The organism is Bifidobacterium subtile (assembly GCF_000741775.1).
Classification (GTDB): Bacteria; Actinomycetota; Actinomycetes; order Actinomycetales; family Bifidobacteriaceae; genus Bifidobacterium; species Bifidobacterium subtile.
Genome location: NZ_JGZR01000005.1, coordinates 109,647 through 134,403, shown reverse-complemented (window position 1 = coordinate 134,403; position 24,757 = coordinate 109,647). Strand labels below are relative to the sequence as shown.

Below are 24,757 nucleotides of genomic sequence, written 5' to 3'. Positions count from 1 at the left end.
CCGGGCGCTTCGACTACCACAAGGCAAATGGGCAACGAGACGATTGCGAAAGGCAACGGCTATGACCGTCCTGAAATCCATCTGGGCGCATGCGCAGGGACGCTACGCGCTGATCGTGCTCAGCGCGTGGGTGCTGATCGCGCTCGCATCACTGTTGTGGACGCCGCATTCACTCTGGGCCACCGACGGCTATCATGTCTGGGCCGCGCCTTCAACGGATCATTGGCTCGGCACCGATGGCACGGGAGCCGATGTGTTCAGCTGGCTGATGGCCGGCTCGCGCACGAATTTGCTGATTGTCGTGCTGACCATCGGCGTCTCCGCCGTGATTGGGCTGCTGCTCATCGCCGCCATGGTGTCGGGCGCCGCGATGCTGTCAGGCGTGACGGTCGTCGCCGTGGACGCGCTGATTTCGATTCCTACGGTGTTGATTGCCCTGATTCTGGCGGTGCCGATGGGCGCATCCATCGCCGTCATCGTCATCGCCTGCGGGCTGGGGTATGGTCTGAACCTCGCCAGGGTCGCGCGGCCGCAGGCCTTGCTCGCGGCGCGTTCCGATTATGCCGAAGCGGCCCGGGCCGCTGGCGTTTCGCCATTGCGCGTGCTGGTCAGCCATATCGTACCCAATGCCCTGCCTACTATGTCTGTGCAGCTCTCATTGTCCGCAGGCACTGCGGTCTTGGCCGAGTCCGGGCTGACCTACTTGGGCATCGGCGTGCCCTCGGGCGTGCCGAGCTGGGGCCATTCCTTGGCGACTTCGGTCAAGTTCATCAACGTGTACCCGATCACCGTGCTCTGGCCGGGATTGATCGTCACCTGCGTGGTCGTGGCGCTGAACCTGTTTGGCGATGCCCTGCGCGAAGCGGCCGACCCGGTGGCGAATCCGGCGCTGCGGCAAGTGCGGGTGCGGAGGGCTGAGGCGAGCCATGCGCAGCCGGGGCTGACGGAGCCGGAGCCGATCGGACTGAAACAGGCGGAGATTAGACAGACAGAGCCAGGGCAATCGCGGTTGGAACAGGAAGAGCCGAGCCAAGTGAAGTCCAGACAGACGAGGCTGCCACAGCCTGAGCCGATGCAATCGAAGCAGGTGCGCTCATGAGCGTGGACATCCAAGGGCTTTCGATTGCGATAGGCGGCGTGCCGATCGTCCGCGACGTGGATATCCACATCGCCGATCACAGCCGCGTTGGCCTGATAGGCGCTTCGGGATCAGGCAAATCGATGATTGCGCGGGCGATGATGGGCCTGCTGCCGACGACCGCAACGTGTTCCGGCTCGATTCGCTACGAGGGCGAGGAGATCATCGGCATGGGCGAACGCGGGCTTGCCGACCTGCGCGGTCGGTATGTCTCGATGGTGTTCCAGAATCCCGGCAGTGCGCTCAACCCGGTGCTGACGGTCATGCAGCAGGTGATGCTGCCGCTCGCGCTGCATTTCGAGCTTTCGGCAGCGCAGCGCAAGGCGCGCGCGGCCGCGATGCTCGCCAAAGTGGGGCTTGACGCGTCGATCGGCAGCCGATTCCCGCACCAGCTTTCCGGTGGTCAGCAGCAGCGCGTCGGCATCGCCGCTGCACTGGTGGGCGCGCCGAAGCTCATACTCGCCGACGAGCCGACCACTGCGCTGGATTCCATCACCCAACGCCAGATCGTGCGGCTGCTCGTGTCGCTGGTCGACGAGTCGGGCGCTTCGATGCTGTTCATCACGCATGACTTCTCGGTGCTCGCGCACGCCACCGACGACTGCTATGTGCTCGACGCGGGGCACATCATCGAATCCGGTTCGACGCGCGAGCTGCTCGGCCAGCCACGCACGCCGCAGGCTCGGCAGCTCGTGCACGCCGCCCGAGAACTGACGCTGCACGCTGATTCGGGCGAGGAGGGTCAGCCGCCCGAAAATGATAGCGATGCTGCGGGTTGCGATGCTATGGGTTGCGAGGCTGTAAACCCCGATGAGTCTCATGTCGCTGCGAGCGCCAGTGGACTCGTCGAGCCAAACGGCAACCAAGAATTCGTCGCGGAAGTCGACTCGTCCCACGCGGTTCCGGAGGGGAGATCGAATTCGGCGGCAAACTCGCACGCAGATTCATCGGCGGTGCAGACAGCGTCGTCAATTTCGACGCGTCCGGCGGCGCAAGAGGGTGAGCACTGATGGGCAAGGCTATCAAGACCATCAAGGCTGCTGCGGCCCTTGACGACATGAGTGCAAACAGTATCATGCCTTCAGACAGCAACAATGCTGGTGGCGCAGATGATTTGGCTGGCATCGACGGCATCGTTCACGATGAGATCGCCATGATTCGCGCCGAGCATGTCAACAGGCGCTTCAGTCACGCCGCCGATGGCCGTCAAGCCCTCTCCGATGTATCCTTGCAGATTCGCCGGGGCGAATCCGTGGCGATTATCGGGGGATCGGGATCCGGCAAATCGACGCTGATCCGGATTCTGCTCGGGTTGGACAGCGCCGATTCGGGCTTCGTGGAGTATCTCGGGCAGCCTGTTCATGGCAAGCGCTCGCCCGGTTGGCGGCTGCTGCGCCGCGAATCCGGCCTCGTGCTGCAGAATCCCTTCACCTCGCTCGATCCACGCTGGACCGTTGCGCGTTCAATTGCCGAACCACTGCGCAGCGTCGGCATTCATGGTCACGAGGCGGTGGCAGCCGCAGTCGAATCGGCGCTGCGGCAGGTCGGGTTGGAAGCGGATCGTTTCATGCCGCGCTATCCGATTGACCTCTCGGGCGGTCAGGCGCAGCGCGTCGCCATCGCCCGCGCCATTGTGGGCGGGCCGTCACTGCTGGTCGCCGATGAGCCGATGAGCGCCATCGATGTGGCCGCCCGATTGCAGATTCTTGAATCCTTTACTGCACTGCGCCGCGCACGTCCGGAAATGGCGTTGATCATGGTCTCCCATGACCTCGGCGTGGTGCGCCGCATCGCCGAGCGCATCATCGTGCTGCATGAGGGCGTGGTGGTCGAGGCTGGCTCGACCACTGCCATCCTCGAACGCCCTCAGCACGACTACACCAAACGCCTCATCGATGCCGCCTCGCTGTAGGAGATTTCGCACCGATTGTGTTGTGCCGGAACGTTGCAACGAGAGTTTTGCGGCATCCGCCATCATTTATTAAGCACATTGTGCGCGAAACGACCCGCACGCAGCTTTTTTCGGTTCGTGTCTTATCTCCGAGACTGGCGGAATTCCAAGGATTGTACGAGCGTCGAGGCAGCCTTGTACTTTCGCATCTGCTTAATAGACGAAAAAAGTGCTTAATAAACGGCAATGCTGATTTGTCGAATATGGATGTCGCTGCGTCTGTTGGAATCAGCCTGTTGGAATCGCTTATTAAGCACTTTTTCGTCTATTAGGCACTTCGCAAAGTAGACCTCGAATGTATCTCGATGCTTTTTGGCGTCATTTCGCCATTTTTGAATTTTGGTGCTGAGGCGGAAATGGTGAAATGCTACGGAATTTTCCCAAATCTGCTTAGTAAATCGATGCTGAGTCCCGGAACGTATGTTCTGAGTCGTACGGAGCCGGGACCAGCTCTCAGTTCGCGACGTTGAAGGATTCTCCTGTGAAGTACGCGGCGATCGACTGCGTGACCTGCTTGGTGAGGCTTGCATATGCCGCCTCGGCGCGCCATGCGACGTGCGGGGTGAGCACCACATTCGGCAGCGTGCGCAGCGGGTCGTCGTCCGGCAGCGGCTCGGCGTCGAAAACGTCCAGCCCGGCGCTGATGTCTCCGCGCTGCAGTCGGCTCGTCAATACGCCCGGCTGGATGACCTCGGCCCGTGCGGTGTTGACGAAGATGGTTCCAGGCCTGAGATGATTCAAGTGTTCCGGCGTGATCAGTCCGGCGGTGTCCGCCAGCAGCGGCAGATGCAGGCTGACGATGTCGGCGCGTTCGAAGAGCTCGCCCAGATCGTCCACGGGCGTGGCTTCCAAATCGTGTACGGCTTGGGCATCGAGATGCGAATTCCAGACAAGGATGTGCATGCCGAACCCACGCGCGATGCGGGCCACATGCTGCCCGATGCCGCCGAAACCGACCAGGGCGATGGTCTTGTTCTCAAGCGAGGTACCGTCTTCGCCATGCCAGCCGCCGATGTGCATCGCGGCATCCATCCGCCCGGTGCGTCGCGCCAGCTCCATGATGAGGGCGACGGCATGCTCCGCCACCGCGCCGTTGCCGTAATGCACGACGTTGCACACGCGGATGCCGCGCTCGCGGGTCGCGATGAGATTGATGTAGCTGGCGACGCCGGTGCCGCCGAACGCGAAGCATTCGACATGGTCGCCGACACGGTCCAGCATCGCGTCGCTCACATGGAAGCCGATGACGATGACGGCTTTCGCGCCGTCCATACGCTCGACCAAGGTATCTTCGTCCAGCGTGAAATCGGTGTAGATGCGCACGCGCGCGATGTCGTGCAGCAGGTCGAGCGTGCTGGTGAACGGTTCCAGCATGGAATCGACGATATTGGGAACCGCGACGAGCGGCAGGTCCGTGCGCTCCCGCTGTGTTTCGATGATGCTCATGCCAATACCCTAAGCGATGCCCTGCACGAGCGGCGCGTGCGCCCACTCTCTTTTCGCGCCTCCGATGAATTGCGGATTGCTCCGAGATGCCCTGCGCATTGGCGATCCTCGTAGTGACGTCACGCAAGCCAACTGTTTTGCGTGACACGTGACAACGCTACGGAAAACGAACGATTCCGGTACGAATGTTGCGCCGAACAGGATTGCATCCAATAGAAGCATAGTTTGGAACGACCTCGAACACCTGACGAGTATGGTTATAGGCATGTACCATGAGGACGCGTTGATGGGGGATAGGGCTTCGCGGGCTTTCGTGCGCGGCGTCATGATCGACTGGCCGCAGATAAGCACGGACTCCTATCTGCGCCGCATTCCGGCGCTCGCATCGCTCGAGGAGCTGCGCTTCGAGTCGCCGGTGACGATGTTCTGCGGCGAGAATGGCACCGGCAAGTCCACGCTGCTTGAGGCCATCGCCGTGGCCTACGGCTTCAACCCGGAGGGCGGCACGCTCAATTATCGTTTCTCGACGTACGACGATGTGTCGCAGCTGGGGTCCGCGCTGACCGTGGTACGCGACCGGGCGCGTACGAAGTCAAGCTATTTCCTGCGCGCCGAAAGCTTCTTCAACGTCGCCACGAAAGCCATCGAATACAATGCGCACTATGGCAATCGCGACTTGCATGAGCAGTCCCACGGCGAAAGCTTCCTGTCGTTTTTCAATGCCTTCGACGGCGCTGGATTGTACTTGATGGATGAGCCGGAGGCCGCGCTCTCGCCGCAGCGTCAGCTCGCCCTGCTGGTCAAGATCCACGAGCTTGCCGCCAAAGGAGCGCAGTTCATCATCGTCACGCATTCGCCGATTCTGCTCGGACTGCCCGGGGCGCGGATCCTCGAGTTCGGCGAAGATGGCCTGCGGCCCTGCGATTGGGAAGATACCGACAGCTACCGCGTCACCGAGCTGTTCGTGAACCGGCGTGAGACCTTGCTGCACAGGCTATTCGAATGAGTCGGGAACGCGGGCCGGCTATTCGACGCTGTCTGCCCGTTTCACCATCGAGATGATGATGTCAGCGGTGTCCTCGATCACGGTCTCCCTGTCGTAGTCCGCCCCTGGCATTTGCGGCCACGACAGCTCATCCTGCACGGCATCGACCAGCATGCTCGCCAGCATCGACTGCTCTTTGGGATGCCGCAAAACATAGCCGTGGGCTTTGAATATGTCGAGAATCGCATCCGTGAGCACCATAATGGTGGAATTGAGGAATCTGCCGATTTCGTCGTCGATGTATCTGAGCGACATGAGATCGTCATGGTATCTTCTGCTATATTGCGCATGTGCGTCCACGAGAATGCCCAGGATGTCGCGTACGGTCTGCCGCAGATCGCCAGTGGTTTCCAGTTGATGCAATTGCTCGGTGAAGTCGGCGAGACGCTCGTCGCGGAACTGCTGCATGCATATGAGCAGGATGTCGCGCTTGTCGTGGAAATAGGCGTATACCGTCCCGGTCGAAATACCTGCGCGCTTCGCGATCTGGGGTATGGTGACGGGGAAGTAGCCGGATTGCGCGAAGGCGGCGCTCGCGGCCTCGACGATGCGGTGCTTCTTTTCGATCGAGCGTTTCTGCACGGGAACGCGGATCTTGGTGTGCGGCATCGCAAAGCCTCCCTGTTGGCGTAGCGCAAATCGCTTCTCTGTCTCCTGAATCAATATCGTACCCGCAGCTCCGCCAATCCTGAGTATATGAAACAAGTTTCATATTCACTTTACAAAACGCAATAGCATGGCTGATATGCAAATATGAATTCGGTTTCATATACGAAAATATGTGGAACTACCCAAACGCGCACAACCGCACAACCGGCGTCATGCCGCAACTCTCAACTAGGCGGAGCATTATGACAGACAAGAACATCGCTCAAGGTGCATCGGCATTCGATACAACGGCGTTAGACGCAGCAGCATTGGAGACGGCGTCGAACGGTGCAGTAGCGGCTGGCTCGGCATCGCAGGATGCAGCGGCTGGATTGATGCCATTCGGTGTGGGGTCGGCGGGAGATCTGGCAGCGCGTTGCACGAATCGCAGCGCAGAACGCAAGGCTGGCCGCCAAATCAAGAACGTGGAAACGGGCAGGAGTATTCCAATACGTCGCATCTTCGGCTTCCTCGCAATCTGCCTAGCGATGTTCGTGGTGATGCTCGACAGCACCATCACCAACATCGCGCTGCCCGACATCATGGATTCCCTCCGCTCGATGCTGAACGACACGAGCTGGATCAGCACGGTGTATGTGCTTGGCGTCAGCGTGCTCATCATCCCTATGGCCCGCATCGCAGACCAGTTCGGGCGCAAGAAGGTGCTGACCGTCGGATTCGTCCTCTTCGGCGCAGGCTCGGCATTATGCGGCGCCGCAGGCTCGCTGCCGTTCCTTATCGCTATGAGGGCGCTGCAAAGCATCGGCGGCGCTATCGTGCTGCCGCTGGCTGTGCCGATGGGGCTGGCCATGTTCGGCATGAAGCGCATGCAGGCGATCTCCGGCGTGGTCGGCGCGACGACCGCCGTGGCCGCTGCGGGAGGTCCGGCGATCGGCGGACTGCTGATCCAGTGGTTCGGTTGGCGCAGCATCTTCTACGTGAACGTGCCCTTAGTCGTGTTCGCTGTCGTATTGTGTGCGATGTGCGTCGACGAATCCTACGACGACACCGCCTCGAAGCGCGTCGACGTGTTCGGCATGGCGTTTCTGGCCGCGACCCTGTTCCTGCTCACCTTCGCTCTGCTCAAGGGCAAGGACTATGGCTGGGGGTCGGCTGCCATCATCGGCATGTTCATCAGCTCGGCTATGTGCTTGGCCGCGTTCATCGTCACCGAACTGCACGTCTCGGCCCCGATGATGGAGTTCAAGCTGTTTCGCGAGATGACCTTCACCGCCTCGACCGTCTCGTATTTCATCGGCGGATTCGCGGTAGTGTGCCCGGCGCTGATTCTGAACTTCTTCTTGCAGAACGTGCTCGGTTATGCGGTGCTGCACGCCGCGCTCATCACCATGTGGACGTCCGCCACCGTGATCATCGCCATGCCGCTGGGCAATCTGGTCGCCAGCAAGACCGGCGACGCGCGGGCGGTCAACCTGCTCGGCCTGCTGATGCTCAGCCTCGGCTGCTTCCTCATGGCGCGAATCGGCGTGGACACCTCGAAGTCGGTCATGATTGCGGATATGGTCGTGTTCGGCTTCGGACTGGGACTTTCGGCACAGTCGATTGTCACCGCAGTCAAGCACCTGCCGGTCGAGAAAAGCGGCATGGCCTCCGGCGTCGTCAACTCGATGCGGCAGATCGGCACTTGCCTCGGCATCGCGATTCTGGTCACCCTGCTTGATGCGAACATCACGACCGCGCGCAGCACTATCGAAAGTACGGCCTTGCAGACGGTATCGCAATCCAGCCTTGCCCCATCGGTCAAAAGCGTGGTGTCGAAGGACATTCGCACGATGCTGGCGACAGACTCGGGCTCGAAGGCTAAAAACGGCGATGGCGCTGGTGCGGCTTCGTCGACCGACAAGCTCAAGCGCGACCTGACCGGCAGCGTCGATGCGCTGCGGAACGCGCTGACTCCGGCGGATAGTTCACTGCGCAAACTGCATCAAGGCTCCCAATCCCTCGAGTCGTCGGCGTCGAAATTGGCCAGCGGGCAAGGCGAGATCGCCGCAGGTTCATCAACGCTGGCGAACGGGATATCCGGACTTGCGGCCGGTTCGTCATCGCTGTCAAACGGGCTGAACAAGGCTGCGAACGGTTCGGCCGAACTCGACAGCGGCATTGACGCATATACGGCAGGCATGTCCAGCGCGGCATCGGGAGCGTCGACGTTGAATGCGAAATCCGACGACGCATTGAATGCGTTGGCATCGGGCGCCTCAACGTTGGACGCCGGCGCACAGCAGCTGTTGGCGCAGATGAACGCGAGATCTGCGGCAAGTGATGTGTCGGGTAGTGCTGCAAATGGTTCGGATGCCGCCACGGGCACCGCTGTCCGAGACGGAGCCGACAGCCTAGCTTCCGGCGCATCCCAGCTTTCGCAGCATATGACCGCATACACGAACGCTTCGGCGGCGATGTATTACGCCATGATCAGCACCAACCCGAACTCCGCTCAGCTCCTCAAGGCATACACGGCTCAACTCGCCGCATTGCAAACCTCGTGCTCGAACGCTGCGACCAGTGCTGCGACGAGCAACTGCGAGCAGCAGATTCCGGCGCTGTCGAATCTCGTTGCGCTGTATACGGCCGGCACCAGCAGCAGCGTCACGAACGAGTCCGATTTCGTCAAAGCCTTGGAATCGCAGGCGGCAGTCTCCGGGCAGAGCAACATCGTCGCTTCCGGCAGCTCGCTCAACGCAGCCACGGCCGAGCTGTCCAAAGGGGCCGACAGCCTTTCGAGCCAGTTCCAGCCCGACGGCCAGTTCTCCCAAGGAATCACAACATTGGCTCAGGGCGCTCACGCGCTCGACTCCGGCGCAGCCCAAGCCCGAGACCAGCTGCACGGCGGCATCAGCCAGCTCTCCGATGGTCTCGATAAGCTCAACCAGTCCGGAAGCGCACTGCAATCGGCATCATCGTCGCTTTCCGCAGGACTCACCACACTCGCACAAGGCTCCAACACACTCGGAACCGGTCTGGCGTCCGCGCAGCAGGGCAGCGCCTCGCTCGCCGAGGGAAGCAAAGCCGCCGCGCAGGGTGGCCAAAACCTTGCCAAGGGCGCCGGCAAGCTGACCAACGGCATCGGCAAAGTCGATCAAGGCAAAACCCTGAGCGCCGTGTTCGATTCCATCGGCGACACCAAAAACAACGAGATCTCACATGCCTTCGGCAAGGTGTTCACCGTAGCCGGCATCGTCCTAGGCCTGACCAGCGTCATTGGCATTTTCACCGACCGCAAGACGAAAGCGCTGCCTGAGCCGGCAGGGGTGGCATCCGCCAGCGTGGCACGCTGAATCTCCTAAGCCAGGATTTGGAAACAACTGCCACAGGGTGCTAGGCCTTGGCAAAGGCTGCGCTAGCCCTATATGCAGAGCAGACAAAATAAAACGCATTTTTATCTTGTGCTGTTTTCAGAATAAATAAAATGCGTTTTATTTACGCTGAAGCGCGAGCTGTCTTCGCTGCAGACGGTGCGCGACAATTATCCGAAAACGTTGATCACGCTTGATGATGAGCGGCCTTCCTTCCATGAAGGCATACGGCAAGTGTATGCCTTGGATTGGCTGCTGGGGCGGGGTGGGGGAGAGTCGGCTTAGCGAATATTCCTTTGCGTCGATCCTTGCACTAATGGATTGCTGCATTGCTGGATTTCGGGATTACGCAGCTGCGGCACGATGCAGAGTGTATTATGTGATATAATACAGTTGGTATGCAGATTGGCGTCATCGCAAAGGCGCTAAGTACAACTCGTGCAGAAAGGTTCCCGGGATGATAGACATCGATCTCAAGAGCCGCAAATCGATATACGAGCAGGTGATATTCGGCATCAAGGAGCAGATCCTCAGCGGCGTGATCGCTCCGGATGCCAAGCTGCCGTCCGTGCGCGAGCTCTCCAAGCAGCTCACCGTCAACCCGAATACCGTGCAGAAGGCGTTCAGGGAACTGGAATCGCAAGGATATATCTACACGGTGTCCGGCGTAGGCAGCTTTGCGTACGCCCCGCAAGACATCACGCCCGACGATGCGCTCATCAACGAGACGCGGTCCAAACTCGCCGACGCGCTGCGCGAACTGCGTCTGCTCATACCCGACAGGCAGGTCTTCGCCCGCATGGTGAATGAGCTGGTGCAAAACGCAGAGCCGAAGCTGGCATCGGCAGATCAGGCCGGGCATGCAACCTAGTTTGCACGCGACCAAGCAGCACAACGCCAGACCGAACACGCCAATCACGCCAAAGGAGACGCAATGATAGAAGTGCGATCGGTAACCAAATCCTTCGACGGCCTGCGAGCCATCGACGACATCGATATGACCGTCAAACCCGGGTCGATCTACGGCCTCGTCGGCACCAACGGATCAGGCAAAACCACCATCCTGAACATGCTGTGCGGCGTGACGCGGCAGGACTCCGGCACCATCATGTTCGACGGCACACCGGTGTACGAGAATCCGGCGGTCAAGCAGCGGCTGTGGTACATCCCTGACGATTTGGCATTTTACGGCCCGTACACCATCAACGAACTTGCGCGGTTTTTCGGCCGCATGTTCCCGCATTGGAACGCCGCGATCCTCGACGTGACGCTGCAGCATTTCCATCTCGATCGCGATAAACGCATCTCGCGCATGTCGAAAGGCATGCGCAAGCAGGCGGTCTTCGCGCTCGGATTCGCGAGCGAGCCGGACTACCTCATCCTTGACGAGCCGATCGATGGGCTCGACCCGCTGGTGCGCAAACGCATCTGGGAGCTGATCGTGGGCGCGTCGGCCGACCGGGGCATGACCACTGTCATATCCTCGCACAACCTGCGCGAGATGGAAGGGTTCTGCGACAGCATCTGCGCCATCGACCACGGCAAGGTGTTCATCGAACGGGATCTAGACGATCTCAAATCCGATATCCACAAGCTGCAGGTGTCCTTCGGCAGCAACGCAAGCAGTGCAGGCAATGCGCAGGGGAGCGACGCGCGAACGGGCATCGACGCCTATCGCGACCTCAATGTGCTCAAGCAATGGTCCAGCGGCTCGGTCGACTTCCTCATCGTCAAGAACAGCCAACAGGAACTTGATCGTTTCGCGGCAGCAGCCAAGCCGGTCATCTTCGACCGCATACCGCTGACGCTCGAAGAGATTTTCATCTACGAACTTGATAGGGGGAATGATGAGTATACGTCGAGGCTATGAAGCCATTGTCGAATCGGCTGCTGGAGCCAGCGTCGCGTTCAGCGCCGAATTGCCTGCTGCGGCAGCTTCGTTCGCTGCGGCAACTGCGACCGGCGCAGTCGGCGCGACTGGCGCAGTCAATCCGGTCGTGTCCGGCAAGACCGCTCCTGCGGGCGGCGCAGCCCCGCATGCCGCTGAACGCGGGACGGGCAGGTTCATCAGCGGCGCCATCGTCATGGAGAATCTCAGACGCCTGTGGCCGCTCGCGCTCGTCGGCCTGGCGGCATTGCTTGTCTCCGGTCCGGTAGCGCTGGTGCTCAGCGATTCGGAATCACGTTCATGGACGCTGCGCATGTTTCTCGAGGACGCCAACGTAGGGTTTGTGGGCTATCAGGTCGTATTCCCCGCGCTGATCGCGGTGATGCTGTTCCGCTATCTCGATTCCACGGGCAAGACGAACGCCATCCACGCCTTGCCCGTCACCCGCACCGCGCTGTTCGCCAGCAATGCGCTTTCGGGACTGGTGCTTGTGGCTGTTCCGCAGCTGCTGCTCACGCTGAGCCTGCTGCCCTTCGTGCGCCTTGGATCCCACGGTTTTTCGGATCGCGTCGTCGATGGGAACAGCTACGCGTTCGGCATCTATTACGCTGATGATCCGAAGACTGCGATCAGCGATATCGGCACGCTGCTGCGGTGGCTGCTGGTAAGCGCTATCGCCATTGCTCTTGTCTATGCGTTCTCAGTGCTGGCGAGCGTGGCGACGGGCAACGCGGGCATCGCATTCGTTGTGGCGGCGCTGCTCAACGGCATCGTCGCCGCGGCCTACGCCATTGTCAATGCTATGGCTCGCGCTTTTCTCTACGGCTTCCCACCCTCGGGCCTGAGCCGTGCGGATTGGCTGCACCCAGTCGGCTACCTTATGGCCAACGGCACGCATATGAGCAATGTGACCGCCTTGCTGGTTTTCGTTGCTGCAGGCGTTGCTGCCCTCATCGGCGCAGGGCTGCTCTACCGTGCTTTCCGTTCGGAGCGGGCCGGCGATGCGGTGGCGTTCCGCGGCTTCGAGGTCGCTGTCTCGATTTTGGTGGTTTTTCTGGGTATGTGCATATTGGGGTTCATCTTCATCGCCATCGGCAATGGTAATGCGCAATCGACCCAGCCTCCGCGTGCGCTGTTCCTGTTCGGGGCCGTTATCGGCGCAATAGTCAGTTTCGTGGTCATCACCATGCTGCTGCGCAAGACCACGAAAGTATTCGACATGGCCAGCTTCAGGCGCTTCGGCGTCTTTGCGGTACTCGCTGCGCTGTTCCTCACTATGACGACCGTGGATGTGACCGGGTACGAGCGTCGCGTGCCGAAGCAAACGGATGTGTCGTCGGTGACGGTGAATCTCGGCGGCATGCCATTGCGACCCTTCTACGGGCAGACGATCACCCTGACCGACCCTCATGCGATCAGCGAGCTGCGCACCCTGCATGAGCAGATCGCCACGCAGCGACCCGAGGTGCCGAAGGGAAACTCTGCGTCGGATGGCGATTCGTACTGGTCCGGTGCCATAGGCATCGAATATACGCTCGCATCGCACGCCGCGCTGCCATCGCACTCCACGTTGCGCCGGGAGTACGCGATTGACGACACTTTCCTGCGCGGGAGCCGGCCCTTTGTAGATTTGCTCAACTCGTCCGGCTACCGACAGGCCAACAGCATCGAACGCATCATCGGATACGATCATCTGGGAGCCTTCACCGTGAGCGGATTCGCGGGCGGCAGCACCTACGGCGACGATCTTGCCGGCATATCGGCAGGTGAGCTGATGTTCAGCTCGCATGACGCGCAGACGCTTGCGGCGTTGCTGGACGAAGACTACAAATCGCTGCCTGCGCAGCAGCTTACCGATATGTTCGCTCCCAGCGCTCCAAGCGATGGTAGCTCCTCGGACAGCCAGGATGTGATCGGGCTGCAGTTCATGCTGCGGGATCAGCATCCCGATGTCCTCGATGGCATCCCAAGCGGCGCGGCCGGTCCTGCCACGGCCCTCAATACTCCTAGCGGCTTCTACTATGGCGTGACCAAACAGTACACCCGAAGCATTGCCTGGCTGAAGGCGAAGGGATACTACGAGCGGCTGGTGAAGGCCTCGCAGGCTCTTCAGAGCACCGGGAACGCGCAAGGATTGTAGCAACATGGCGGCATAGCGGCATAGCCTTGCCGAGGACGCCGCCCCGTGGCCGGTTTCCCTGGCAAAGCGCTCGCATATCGCGGCTGCCGCGAATTAACGACGTCCAAGCGGTCGCCTTCGAACCTTTGGCGGGTTCGCGCGTTGCCTATGGGCCGACCATGCGCCCGGCAACGCCGCGTAGCCCTTGATCGGGAACTTTACCCTTGCAGCCCCATAAGGCTGCGCACTTCATGGATCGGTCGGGCCTGCCCTCTTAGCGATTCAGCGCAGGGCCGTTCGTACCGAGACCGCGACACGCAGGAGCGCGGTGCTGTGCTATGGTATGAGTCATGACTTACCTCTTATGTTGTTGTTGTCTCTGACCGATGCCACTGAAGGCGTGCGGGCAACGACGCATAATTGAAGAGACGATGACTCAAGTCACATACTTGTACTTGCTGGATTGAAATATTGCTGGTTTGCAGCGCTTGATACGTGATTGCTGGTTCGTAATCCGGGTAATCTGTACGAATCGCAATCATCGAATGGGTGGTTTCGTGGTGCTGTAGGGATTTTCCGTTGTAGAGTTCAGCAATACAGCATCCTGGCTGTTCTGGATTTGCAGCGTTTACATTTCACGGCATGAGACTTGCAGTGTTTTGCTCATGCAGCGACATTGTGCAAAGGCAATGGCATAAGCCGGAATCCAGGTGGCGAACGACGCGGCTTGGTTTGCTGCGATTCCTTGGGTATGGCACACGGAGCATAATCAACTGCACATGGCATTGCTGCGGAATTTCGGCGTTGTTTTGGTTGTGTTGTTGCTATTGGCGTCATTCGCTTCCGTCGTCGTCTCGGCTTAAAACATCGTTTGCCCATCGTCTTCTCTCGATGCTGATATCGCGCAATCTCCGTCCGCCGCTCTCACGTCTGTGAGCTACGGACAACGTAGAACCCAAGACCGTAAGACTTGAAATATCAAGCGATAAGCGCCAAGCGCATCGCGGAAAACGAGACGATGATGACCATTCCCGCCACAATCGATTTCACTATTCATTCCGTTGCGGATGAACCTGCTGACGACTCTTCCTATGCCTCTGTTTCGGACGCGCACTTTGCCGACACCCGCTCTGGCGGCATCGCATCCTCGGTGACCGAACTTATCGGCGATACGCCGCTAGTGCGGCTGAATCGCGTTGCGAGCGATGTCGACGCGACCATCGCGGTGAAGGTCGAATACCTCAATCCCGGCGGGTCGAGCAAGGACCGCATCGCGCAGCGCATCATCGAGGCCGCAGAGCGTTCCGGGCAGCTTAAGCCCGGCGGCGTCATCGTCGAGCCGACCAGCGGCAACACCGGCGTGGGGCTGGCGCTGGTGGCCCAGCAGCGCGGATACCGGACCATATTCGTCCTGCCTGACAAGGTCTCGGAATCCAAACGGGCCGTGCTGCGTGCCTACAGCGCCGAAGTCGTGGTGACTCCGACGAACGTGGAGCCGCAGGACCCGCGATCGTACTATCAGGTCTCCGACCGGCTCGCACGCACGATTCCCGGCGCGTTCAAGCCGAACCAGTACTCCAACGAGAACGGCCCGTTGAGCCATTACGAGACCACCGGGCCCGAGATCTGGCGTGACAGCGAGCATCGCGTCACTCATTTCGTCGCAGGCATCGGCACGGGCGGCACGATTTCCGGCACCGGGCGCTACCTCAAAGAGGTCTCCGACGGCGCGGTGACGGTCGTCGGTGCCGATCCGGAAGGCTCGATCTATTCCGACCCCGCTAATGTGCATGTCTATGACATCGAAGGCGTGGGCGAGGACTTCTATCCCAAGGCCTTCGACCAGTCCATCCCTGACAGCATCGTGCAGATCAGCGACGAGCAGGCTTTCCTGATGACCCGTAGGCTGGCTCGCGAGGAGGGCCTGCTCGTCGGCGGGAGCTCCGGCATGGCGGTCGCGGCGGCCGTGCAGTATGCTCGCGATCATCATCTCGCTGCAGACGACCTCGTGGTCGTGCTGCTGCCCGATTCGGGCCGTGGCTACCTTGACAAAATCTTCGACGACGAGTGGATGCGGGCGCATGGCTACGCGGATGTCGTCGAAGCGACCACGCCCGAGCCGTTGGTCGGCGCGGACGGCGAGGTGCGCGTGCCGGCAAATGTCATCGGGGGCACGGGCACAGACGTCGCCAGTGATGCAAAGGAGGCGTCGTCGGTGACCGCATAACTGGCAGCTTGTTTGGCCCCGGATCGGCCAAAGATTGGCCCCAAGACCACGGCGCTGGTTCTGCATTGTCGCGATTGCACAGTCAATCTCCAATAGCCAACGCCAGCGCAATCCAAGCAAGGTCCTGTACGCTGTTGCTCCGGCAGCCATATACGCACTATCCCAACGCAAACGCTCAACAACCTGTATCCATCGTTCAGCTCGGCCCGAAAACGCCGGGCAGACACCATACAATCGTTCCAACATCAACAACCACAAGGAGCAATCCACAATGACCACCGAGAATATCGCCACCGCCGCAACCGCCGCCCTCTCCACTCGCGCCATCCACGCAGGTCAGGAGCCAGACCCCACAACGGGCGCGGTCTCGACGCCGATCTATATGACCTCGACCTTCAAGCAGGACGGGGTCGGCGGCCTGCGCGGCGGCTACGACTACAGCCGGTCCGTCAACCCCACAAGAACCTCCTTCGACAAGCAGCTGGCGGCAGTGGAAGGCGCAAAACACTCGATATCCTTCGCCTCTGGACTGGCCGCCATCGACGTGCTGCTGCGCGCCACGCTCAAGCCCGGCGACGCGATTCTGCTCGGCAATGACGTCTACGGCGGCACCTACCGGCTGCTGTCCAAGGTGTTCGTGCCGTGGGGCATCACGCTCGACGTCGTCGACATCACCGACCCCACGGCGGTCAGCGCGGCATTGGCGCAGCGCCAATACGCCTACGTGTGGGTGGAGACGCCCAGCAATCCGCTGCTGAGCATCACCGACATCGCGGCCACGGCGGCGCTCGCGCATGCCCACGGCACCAAGGTCGCGGTCGACAACACCTTCGCCTCGCCGGTGTTGCAGCACCCGCTGCAGGATGGCGCTGACGTGGTGGTGTATTCGACCACCAAGTACATCGGCGGCCACTCCGACGTGGTCGGCGGCGCGGTGCTCGTGGATGACGACAAGACGGCCGAGAAGGTCGCCTTCCTGCAGAATGCGGCAGGCGCAGTGCCTTCGCCCTTCGATGCATGGCTTGAGATTCGCGGACTCAAGACGCTTGAGCTGCGCGTCAAGCAGCACAGCAAAAACGCGCTCGCCATCGCGCAGTGGCTTGAACAGCATAGCGAAGTGGAGCATGTATGGTATCCGGGTCTGGAAAGCCATCCGGGCCACGACATCGCGGCGCGCCAGATGCACGGCGGCTTCGGCGGCATGATCTCCATCCAGCTCGCCGCCGGGGGAGAGGCCGCACGGGCCTTCGCCGGAGCGACGAAGATCTTCACGCTCGCCGAGTCCCTGGGCGGCGTCGAATCGCTTGTCGAGCACCCCGCAGCCATGACGCACGCCTCGGTTTCCGGCACGACTTTGGAAGTGCCTGACAACTTGGTGCGGCTGTCGGTCGGCATCGAAGGCGTGGACGACCTCATCGCCGACCTCGATCAGGCCTTCGCAGCGATTGCGCAGTAACGCTGTGGGCCACAGCACGGCAGAACATTGGGCTATTGGGCTGCTGTGCGTTCAGCGTACGTTTTCCATATCGAAAAGGCTTCGGATATCGGAAAACGTACACTGGCCGTGCGTCAGTGTACGTTTTCCGATACGTTCTTGGCGAACGTGCCGAATAACGTACGCTGAGCGTTGCTGATTGCTAGAACGCTGCAATCAGCGTGAGATTTGCGTTTGATCTGACAAGGCTGCTCGTGGCAAAATAAGCACGCGGCTATAGACTCGAAGGCATGACACCGTCGCATCCAACTGAGTCGCTTGTAACCGAGCTGCAGCAGATCGAATCGCCTCGCGCTGAATCGCGCGAGGCCGAGCCGTATCGCGCTCAATCGCAGCAGGCCGCGCTCGACGCGCTGCACCGGTATTTTGGCTACGACTCATTCCGCACCGGGCAGGCGGGGCTGGTCGACGCGATCCTTGCCGGGCGCGACGTGCTGGGCGTCATGCCCACCGGCGCGGGCAAGTCGATCTGCTACCAGATTCCGGCCACGCTGCTGCCGGGACTGACCATCGTCATCTCGCCGCTGATCTCCCTGATGCGCGATCAGGTCGACGCCCTGAACGACCTCGGCATTCCGGCGGCGTATATCAACACCACGCAGGATATGGACGAGCAGGGCATGGTGCTCGCCCAGGCGGCGCGCGGCGACGTGAAGCTGCTCTATGTCGCGCCGGAACGCCTGGAAACCGAACGGATGCGCTCTTTCGCGGCGCGAGTGCCGATTTCGCTTATCACCGTGGACGAGGCGCATTGCGTCTCGCAATGGGGCCAGGATTTCCGTTCGTCGTATCTGGGCATTGGCGAATTCATCGCCGCCTTGCCGAGCCGCCCGACCGTGGCCGCGTTCACCGCGACCGCCACGCAGCATGTCCGGCGCGATATCGTCGCGCTGCTGAACTTGCAGCATCCGCAGGTGACAGTGACCGGCTTCGACCGGCCGAATCTGTTCTTCGATATTCTGCGCATGCCGACGAACGCCAAGAACGTCTGGATAGCGAACTACGCCATCGACCACGCCGACGAGTCCGGCATCGTCTACTGCGCCACGCGCAAGGAGACCGAGGCGCTCGCGGGGCTGCTGGCCGAGCGCGGCGTGCCCGCGGTCGCCTACCACGGCGGCATGTCGGCGCAGAACCGCAATGATGCCCAGCGCGCCTTCGTCACCGATGCCGCGTCGGTTGTCGTGGCCACGAACGCCTTCGGCATGGGCATCGACAAATCCAATGTGCGCTACGTCATCCACCACAACATGCCCGAAAGCATCGAGGCCTACTATCAGGAGGCGGGCCGTGCCGGGCGCGACGGCGAACCGAGCCGTTGCACGCTGCTATGGAACGACAGCGATATCGTCACGCGCCGCCGCCTACTCGACATGGATTCGCAAAACGACCGCATGAGCGAGGATGAACGCGAGGTCGTGCGGCTGAGCAAGCGCCGGCTGCTCGACGCGATGATCGGCTACTGCCGTACGACCGAATGCCTGCACGCCTATATGACGCGGTATTTTGCCGACCCGACCGCTGGCGCTCCGGCAGGGACGGGCGCTGCGCATGCCGAAGCTGCCGAAACGGCGCAATCCGCCGCCAACGCAAATGCGGCGCAATCCGCGCCTTCCCAAGACGAATCAGCGCATGCCGCTTCGGACGACGACCCAACGGGCAACGACCCGACGCCAGCCAAACCCAACGGCTGCGGCAATTGCGCCAACTGCCTGAGCACCTTCGCCACCATCGACGTCACCGACATCGCGCGCTCGATCAGCCGATGCGTGCATGACCTCAATCAGAGCTTCGGCATGGGCAAGATCGTGGCCGTGCTGCGAGGCTCGAAGACCCAGGATCTTCTCGCCCGTCACCTCGACTCCTGCCCGAGCTATGGGGTGCTCGAACAGGTGCCGCAGGCCCGCGTGCGCGACGTGCTCAACCAGATGACCACGGACGGCTTCCTGACCGTGTCCGAAGGGCGGCTGCCCGTCGTGCATTTCGGGCCGCGAGCCGCAGTGACGGCCAGCGGCGATTTCCATTATGAGATCAAGCGTGTCGAGCGGCCTGCTGCGGTTGGCGGGCGAATCGGTCAGGCGAAGCGGTCCGGACAGACGCTTGGCTCGGATGCCAGTATGGATACCGAGGTCGACGAACCGCTGTTCGAACGACTGCGGGTCCTGCGCCGCGATATCGCGCGTGAGATCGGCAAGCCGCCCTACATCGTCTTCTCCGACAAGACCCTGCGTGATATGACGCGCATTCGCCCAGTGACCAATGCGCAGTTCCTCGCAGTCAACGGCGTGGGGGAGAACAAGCTCAACCTCTACGGCAAGCGCTTTATGGAAGCCATCCGCTCGTTCGAAGAGTAGCGGAGTGGACACTACGCGGTTCGAACGCTGCGCAGGCCGAACGCTGCGCTATCCGAATTAAGTGGTTGCCGCCGCGACCCGCTATGAACTATTTCGTGACAAGTTCCCGGGAAATTGACACAAATCATACTTCAGACGATCTCAAAACGTCACAATCCGGGGAAATGATAACAGTGCAAAGTATGAGCAGCATGGAAACGGACATCCGATGTTCAGCAGCCGACATTCAACCCGGCATCACTTCCGCATATAGCCAGTCATAACATTTGGCGTACTTGCTGAGCGAAAACTTGGCTGCACGCAAAACCATGCACGGCGTAGGATGCTCATAGTGACGAATTCTCCGCGCGAGATGCGCCGGAGAGCCGAATGTCGCTTATGCACGAATGGAGGAATCATGCCAACGGATACCGCAACCCAAGCAGCCAAGGCGCAAGACAGCAAACCGCAGCCGGAGAGCTTTCAGCTCGACCACACCAAGGTGAAGGCGCCATACGTGCGCTACATCGACACTGAAACCGGCCCGAACGGCGACGTGATCTCCAACTACGACCTGCGCCTCGTACAGCCGAATGAGAACGCCATCCCGACCGCAGGCCTGCACACCATCGAGCACACCATCGCCGTGCTGCTGCGCGAGCGCATCCCGGGCTACATCGACTGCTCGCCCTTCGGCTGCCGCACCGGATTCCACCTGCTGACCTGGGGCGAGCACTCCACGGTGGACGTGGCCAAGGCGCTCAAGGAATCCTTGGAATTCATCGCTTTCGAAGCCACGTGGGACGACGTGCCGGCCACCACGATCGAGAGCTGCGGCAACTACCGCGACCACAGCCTGTTCACCGCCAAGGAATGGTGCAAGGACATCCTCGCCCAAGGTATCAGCTCCGACGCCTTCGAGCGCAAGGTGGTTTGAGGGCGCCATATCCGAAAATACCGTGGTCTGAGGGCGCTGGAATCCGAAAATATTGCGGTCTCGGTCGGTTCGATGGAAGCTTGCGATAGGAAATAGCCTGCTGTCGAGTTGTATCTCACTTATGTGTGGCGTTATGGGGGGTGCCGCAGAGGTCTATCTGCGTTATGTGAGGCGCTATTTCACAAAGCGTCGAGTATCGGGGGTGCTAAAATCGCCGTTTTCGGCCGCTGGTATATGGAGCCTCACAGTATTAGCGCCTCACATAACGCAGATAGACCTCCGCGGGCTTGAAATAACGCCACACATAAGCGAGATAACGGGCAATAGCATCCTGGAAAACGGAATTCCGAGGCCAATGCTGTTGGAAACGGGTCTAAACACCTTGCGACGCCATGCTGGGAGGGCGGCGTGATAGCCTAGCGGCCGATTCTTTCCATTGTTCAGTTCGGCTCAAGGTGGTTGTGGTTATATGGGCAGCATTGCGTCCTCCCGTCGGTTCCGTCATGCGACTATGCGCGATTACGAGCGCATCCAGCGCATCTACGCACATGCCCGCGCGGTGATGGCGGCGAATGGCAATCCGACCCAGTGGGGCGATTCCTTCCCGCGCGAAAGCACCGTGCGCGCCGACATCGCCGAATGCCGCACGATGCTGCTGGTAGAGCGCGAAGGCGATAACGAAACTGGGGCAGAACGCATCCTCGCCCAGTTTGCGCTGTGCACAGGAGAGGACCCGACCTACCACGACATCGACGGCAGCTGGCTCGACGGCGACCCCTATGTGACCATTCACCGCATCGCCTCCTCGGGGCAGGTCGGGCATGTCGCCTACGACTGCATCGACTGGGTGACGGAGCGCTACGGCAACGTGCGCGCCGACACGCACCCCAACAACAAGGCCATGCAGCATGTTTTCGAACGCAGCGGCTTCGTCCGGTGCGGCCTGATCGCCCTGCGCGACCGCGACACCGATAAGACGCGTATCGCCTATCAGCGCCACGAGTGGTAAATGATACGAGACGGGCGCAGGTGGTGGCGATGGCCCGCGCATGGCTTTGCGCGGATTGCTGTGAGATTGTGATTGATGCAGTCTGTAGGAGTGTGCATGGATTGGCCGACGACACGACCGTCTCATGCGGATCAGCATCGCGCCCAATATTGTTTGCTCGGCTGAGGCACGCTGCTGGGTCGTATGAGTTGAGGTTCAAGCAGGGCACGGCGGACTGCTGACATGCGGGCCGAACTGAGGGCCTCGCAGCATCTTCGTCAATGATGCGAGTCACAATGAAGCCATGACTGCGAATGCATGCGAATCATGGCCCTTCTCCTCCCCCCAAGGCACAGCGAATTACGAGGCCGCGCTGCGGCAATACCCCGGCCAGGCGATTGTCGATTTGGCCGCGCTGCGCGACAATATGCGTCATCTGATCGATGTGGTGGGCGGGCCGAAATCCGGCACGGCGGTGATGGGCGTGGTCAAGGCCGATGCTTACGGGCATGGGCTGATTCCCGCGGCGCTCGCGGCGCTGGCCGGCGGGGCCACATGGCTTGGCACGGCGCAATCGCATGAGGCGCTGGCCCTGCGCAAGGCCGGCATCGGGCCGGATCGCTGCCATATTCTCACCTGGGTCTACAACGGCCTGTCGGTGCCGTTTGACGAGCTTATCGCCAACGACATCGACATCTCGCTCGGCTCGCTGTCGGGCATCGATGCGCTGGCCGATGCGGCCCGGCAGCTGGGTTGCCCGGCCCGTGTGCATATCAAGGTGGACACGGGCTTCGGACGCAACGGCTTCACCGAGCAGGGCTTCGACGCGGCTTTGCAGGAGCTGGTTCCGTTGGCCAAGGAAGGCGTGCTGCATGTCGTCGGGCTGTGGAGCCATCTCGCCGTAGCTGATGCGCCAAACGTCCCCGAATTCGTGGATTCCACCGATAGACAGATCGAGCACTTTCATGATTTCGAGCGCCGCATGCGCACGGCCGGCATCGAACCGGAGATCCGGCACCTGGCGAACACCGCCGCCACGCTGACCCGCCCCGAGATTCATTTCGAGCTGACCCGACCGGGCATCGCGCTGTACGGTTACGAAGCCGACCCGGCGATGGGCACGCCGCAGGATTACGCGTTGACGCCGGCCATGACCCTGCAAGCCCAGCTGGGCACCGTCAAGGACGTGGAAGAAGGGCATGGCGTCTCCTACGGCCGCACGTATATCACCGAGGGCGAGACCAGCACCGCCATCGTGCCGCTGGGCTATGCGGATGGCATTCACCGCTCAGCCTCCGGATTCGACGAGCGCGGGGCCAAGCATACTGTCAAGCCCGGCGGCCCGGTGCGCGTTATGATTGCCGCAGGGCCGAAGCTTATGCGCGTTTCCGGGCGCGTGTGCATGGACCAGTTCATCCTCGATCTGCATGGTTCTGCCGCACGACTCGGCATCCACGAAGGCGACACCGTCAAGCTCTTCGGCCCTGGCCGTGGCGAGAAATTCGCCGAGCCGACGGCCGACGACTGGGCGCGCGCCGCCGACACCATCAGCTACGAGATTTTCACCTGCCTGCGCAATCGCATCCCAAGGCTGTATACGCATGCGAACGAAGTGCTGAGTGCCGAGGATCTTGCCAAGCTCGACCCCGCAAGCGTGCTGTAGGAATTGCTTGTGCGGCTCACACTTTTTGACTGGCCTGAAAAAAGTGTGAGCAAAACGCGCATTTCATGTGCGTGTATTTCGGATGGCAAACGTTGAGACTGCACCATGTGCGGTGCGGAAAACTAACATTGCCATTGTTTGTTTGGCTCACACTTTTTCAAGGCCAGCTAAAAAGTGTGAGCTGTAAAACACGTAGACGCAGCGAAAGGCCGTGCGACCCTCCCCAAACGCGGGGCGTAGCCCTATGCTGGTGTTATGGGAACAACGCGAGATGGCGAGCAGGTGCTGGGCGACGAGGGCTACGACGCCTTCGACGAGGAACGGTGGGCGGAAGAGCCGCCGAAATCACGCTCCCGCACCGCCTTCGAACGTGATCGTGCACGCCTGATTCACTCTTCCGCATTGCGCAGACTCGGCGCGAAAAGCCAGATTCTGGTGGCCGGGACGGACGATTTCGCCCGAACCAGGCTGACGCATACGCTTGAGGTGGCGCAGATTGGCCGCCAGATCGGCATGATGCTCGGCTGCGACCCCGACGTGGTGGATTGCGCCTGCCTGGCGCATGACCTCGGCCATCCGCCCTTCGGACACAACGGCGAGAAGGCGCTGGCCGCCATCGCCGCTGACATCGGCGGCTTCGAAGGCAACGCGCAGACCCTGCGACTGCTCACGCGGCTGGAGCCCAAGGTCTTTCACGCCGACGGCCGCTCGGCCGGCGTCAACCTGACCCGTGCCTCGCTGGATGCCGCCGTGAAATACCCGTGGACGCTGGCCGAGGCCGCGCAGCATCCCAAGGGTGAGCGCAGCGCGAAATACTGCGTGTACCCGGATGATGTCGACGTGTTCAACTGGCTCAAGCAGGGCGCACCGAAGGCCACGAAGCCGATGGAATGCCAAGTGATGGACCTGAGCGACGACATCGCCTACAGCGTGCATGATGTCGAAGATGCGATCGCGACAGGAGCCTTCAACCCGATGGCGTTGGCCGACGCGCGTATCATCGACGCGCTCATCGGGGACACGCGGGCGTGGTACGGTGCGAAATGGGACGCCGACAAGCTGCTCGCGGCCTTACGACGGCTGCGGGCTGAGCATATGTTCCCCACGCATTTCAACGGCTCTCGCGGGGCCTTGGCCCAGCTCAAGAACATCACCAGCGCCCTGATCGGCCGCTTCGCCGGGTCGGTGGAAGCTGCCACGCGCGAGCGCTACGGCGACGGCCCGCTGACGCGATACAGCGCCTCGGTCGTCATTCCCGAGCAGACCGAGTACGAGATCGTGATCCTCAAGGGCATCGCCGTCTATTTCGTGATGGAGCCGCGCGAGCACGAACCCATGCACCAGCAGGAACAGGCCATCGTCGAGGATCTGGTCGATGTGCTCATGGCCGACTCCCCGCGGCCCAGCGACGCCTTGGAAGCCGTGTTCCTGCAGGACTGGAACGAAGCCAACAGCGATGCCGAGCGTCTGAGAGTAGCCGTCGATCAGGTTGCCAATCTCACCGACGGCTCGGCGCTGGCGATGCACTCGATTCTGTGTTAGGCGCGTTTTCGGCTGTGTGCTTC

At 61.1% G+C, this 24,757-nt stretch carries 15 protein-coding genes and 2 pseudogenes; 15 read left to right on the top strand and 2 right to left on the bottom strand.

All coding sequences use genetic code 11. The annotated features are described in order from the left end of the window. Nucleotides 1-61: 61 nt before the first annotated feature. The 3 genes and pseudogenes from BISU_RS04170 to BISU_RS04160 form a co-directional block, all read left to right on the top strand. Nucleotides 62-901, top strand: a pseudogene (locus tag BISU_RS04170) (ABC transporter permease); the annotation flags it as partial. A gap of 194 nt (nucleotides 902-1,095) precedes the next feature. Beyond that, a pseudogene (locus tag BISU_RS04165) lies at nucleotides 1,096-1,857 on the top strand (ATP-binding cassette domain-containing protein); the annotation flags it as partial. 413 nt (nucleotides 1,858-2,270) lie between these two features. Next, nucleotides 2,271-3,050, top strand: coding sequence for an ABC transporter ATP-binding protein (locus BISU_RS04160; protein WP_404801784.1), 780 nt, complete (start codon nucleotides 2,271-2,273; stop codon nucleotides 3,048-3,050). A 492-nt stretch (nucleotides 3,051-3,542) separates the two neighbouring features. Here the strand turns inward: BISU_RS04160 and BISU_RS04155 are convergent, their stop codons facing one another. Next, nucleotides 3,543-4,535 carry a D-2-hydroxyacid dehydrogenase family protein gene (locus BISU_RS04155; RefSeq protein WP_024463399.1) on the bottom strand — a complete coding sequence of 331 codons (993 nt, stop codon included), beginning with the start codon at nucleotides 4,533-4,535 and terminating at the stop codon, nucleotides 3,543-3,545. Between the two features lie 286 nt (nucleotides 4,536-4,821). Here BISU_RS04155 and BISU_RS04150 point away from each other — a divergent pair, with 286 nt between their 5' ends. Continuing rightward, the gene (locus BISU_RS04150) at nucleotides 4,822-5,541 is read left to right on the top strand and encodes an AAA family ATPase (RefSeq protein ID WP_024463398.1); all 720 of its coding nucleotides are present in this window, start codon (nucleotides 4,822-4,824) and stop codon (nucleotides 5,539-5,541) included. An 18-nt stretch (nucleotides 5,542-5,559) separates the two neighbouring features. On the opposite strand, the gene BISU_RS04145 is transcribed toward BISU_RS04150, so the two are convergent. Continuing rightward, a complete protein-coding gene (locus BISU_RS04145) occupies nucleotides 5,560-6,189 on the bottom strand; it encodes a TetR/AcrR family transcriptional regulator (protein WP_024463397.1) in 630 nt (209 codons plus the stop codon). A gap of 242 nt (nucleotides 6,190-6,431) precedes the next feature. Here BISU_RS04145 and BISU_RS11520 point away from each other — a divergent pair, with 242 nt between their 5' ends. From BISU_RS11520 to BISU_RS04090, 11 genes are all read left to right on the top strand, one after another. Then, nucleotides 6,432-9,524, top strand: a complete 3,093-nt coding sequence (locus tag BISU_RS11520) for an MDR family MFS transporter (RefSeq protein WP_024463396.1) — start codon at nucleotides 6,432-6,434, stop codon at nucleotides 9,522-9,524. 475 nt (nucleotides 9,525-9,999) lie between these two features. Further along, a complete protein-coding gene (locus BISU_RS04135) occupies nucleotides 10,000-10,413 on the top strand; it encodes a GntR family transcriptional regulator (protein WP_024463395.1) in 414 nt (137 codons plus the stop codon). A gap of 63 nt (nucleotides 10,414-10,476) precedes the next feature. Next, entirely contained in the window at nucleotides 10,477-11,412 is a 936-nt protein-coding gene (locus BISU_RS04130; RefSeq protein WP_024463394.1) for an ABC transporter ATP-binding protein, read from the top strand. Continuing rightward, the gene (locus BISU_RS04125) at nucleotides 11,387-13,570 is read left to right on the top strand and encodes a hypothetical protein (RefSeq protein ID WP_033502871.1); all 2,184 of its coding nucleotides are present in this window, start codon (nucleotides 11,387-11,389) and stop codon (nucleotides 13,568-13,570) included. The genes BISU_RS04130 and BISU_RS04125 overlap by 26 nt, the downstream gene beginning before the upstream one ends. A gap of 949 nt (nucleotides 13,571-14,519) precedes the next feature. Then, nucleotides 14,520-15,776 carry a pyridoxal-phosphate dependent enzyme gene (locus BISU_RS04120; RefSeq protein ID WP_459166245.1) on the top strand — a complete coding sequence of 419 codons (1,257 nt, stop codon included), beginning with the start codon at nucleotides 14,520-14,522 and terminating at the stop codon, nucleotides 15,774-15,776. A gap of 271 nt (nucleotides 15,777-16,047) precedes the next feature. Next, on the top strand, nucleotides 16,048-17,232 hold the full coding sequence (locus BISU_RS04115) for a cystathionine gamma-synthase (RefSeq protein WP_033502872.1): 1,185 nt from the start codon (nucleotides 16,048-16,050) through the stop codon (nucleotides 17,230-17,232). Nucleotides 17,233-17,501: 269 nt separating this feature from the next. Then, complete coding sequence (locus BISU_RS04110) at nucleotides 17,502-19,625, top strand: RecQ family ATP-dependent DNA helicase (protein WP_024463390.1); 2,124 nt, start codon at nucleotides 17,502-17,504, stop codon at nucleotides 19,623-19,625. Nucleotides 19,626-20,022: 397 nt separating this feature from the next. After that, the gene (locus BISU_RS04105) at nucleotides 20,023-20,541 is read left to right on the top strand and encodes an S-ribosylhomocysteine lyase (protein WP_024463389.1); all 519 of its coding nucleotides are present in this window, start codon (nucleotides 20,023-20,025) and stop codon (nucleotides 20,539-20,541) included. Nucleotides 20,542-21,010: 469 nt separating this feature from the next. Then, complete coding sequence (locus BISU_RS04100; protein WP_033502873.1) at nucleotides 21,011-21,550, top strand: histone acetyltransferase; 540 nt, start codon at nucleotides 21,011-21,013, stop codon at nucleotides 21,548-21,550. A gap of 283 nt (nucleotides 21,551-21,833) precedes the next feature. Beyond that, complete coding sequence (alr, locus tag BISU_RS04095) at nucleotides 21,834-23,192, top strand: alanine racemase (protein ID WP_024463387.1); 1,359 nt, start codon at nucleotides 21,834-21,836, stop codon at nucleotides 23,190-23,192. A 255-nt stretch (nucleotides 23,193-23,447) separates the two neighbouring features. Next, nucleotides 23,448-24,734, top strand: coding sequence for a deoxyguanosinetriphosphate triphosphohydrolase (locus BISU_RS04090; RefSeq protein ID WP_024463386.1), 1,287 nt, complete (start codon nucleotides 23,448-23,450; stop codon nucleotides 24,732-24,734). Nucleotides 24,735-24,757 lie beyond the last annotated feature (23 nt).

What these genes read in the sequence shown, in the direction of transcription:
- BISU_RS04155 (WP_024463399.1), bottom strand. Translation starts at nt 4,535, where the DNA reads ATGAGCATCATCGAAACACAGCGGGAGCGCACGGACCTGCCGCTCGTC.
- BISU_RS04150 (WP_024463398.1), top strand. Translation starts at nt 4,822, where the DNA reads ATGGGGGATAGGGCTTCGCGGGCTTTCGTGCGCGGCGTCATGATCGAC.
- BISU_RS04145 (WP_024463397.1), bottom strand. Translation starts at nt 6,189, where the DNA reads ATGCCGCACACCAAGATCCGCGTTCCCGTGCAGAAACGCTCGATCGAA.
- BISU_RS11520 (WP_024463396.1), top strand. Translation starts at nt 6,432, where the DNA reads ATGACAGACAAGAACATCGCTCAAGGTGCATCGGCATTCGATACAACG.
- BISU_RS04135 (WP_024463395.1), top strand. Translation starts at nt 10,000, where the DNA reads ATGATAGACATCGATCTCAAGAGCCGCAAATCGATATACGAGCAGGTG.
- BISU_RS04130 (WP_024463394.1), top strand. Translation starts at nt 10,477, where the DNA reads ATGATAGAAGTGCGATCGGTAACCAAATCCTTCGACGGCCTGCGAGCC.
- BISU_RS04125 (WP_033502871.1), top strand. Translation starts at nt 11,387, where the DNA reads ATGATGAGTATACGTCGAGGCTATGAAGCCATTGTCGAATCGGCTGCT.
- BISU_RS04115 (WP_033502872.1), top strand. Translation starts at nt 16,048, where the DNA reads ATGACCACCGAGAATATCGCCACCGCCGCAACCGCCGCCCTCTCCACT.
- BISU_RS04110 (WP_024463390.1), top strand. Translation starts at nt 17,502, where the DNA reads ATGACACCGTCGCATCCAACTGAGTCGCTTGTAACCGAGCTGCAGCAG.
- BISU_RS04105 (WP_024463389.1), top strand. Translation starts at nt 20,023, where the DNA reads ATGCCAACGGATACCGCAACCCAAGCAGCCAAGGCGCAAGACAGCAAA.
- BISU_RS04100 (WP_033502873.1), top strand. Translation starts at nt 21,011, where the DNA reads ATGGGCAGCATTGCGTCCTCCCGTCGGTTCCGTCATGCGACTATGCGC.
- alr (WP_024463387.1), top strand. Translation starts at nt 21,834, where the DNA reads ATGACTGCGAATGCATGCGAATCATGGCCCTTCTCCTCCCCCCAAGGC.
- BISU_RS04090 (WP_024463386.1), top strand. Translation starts at nt 23,448, where the DNA reads ATGGGAACAACGCGAGATGGCGAGCAGGTGCTGGGCGACGAGGGCTAC.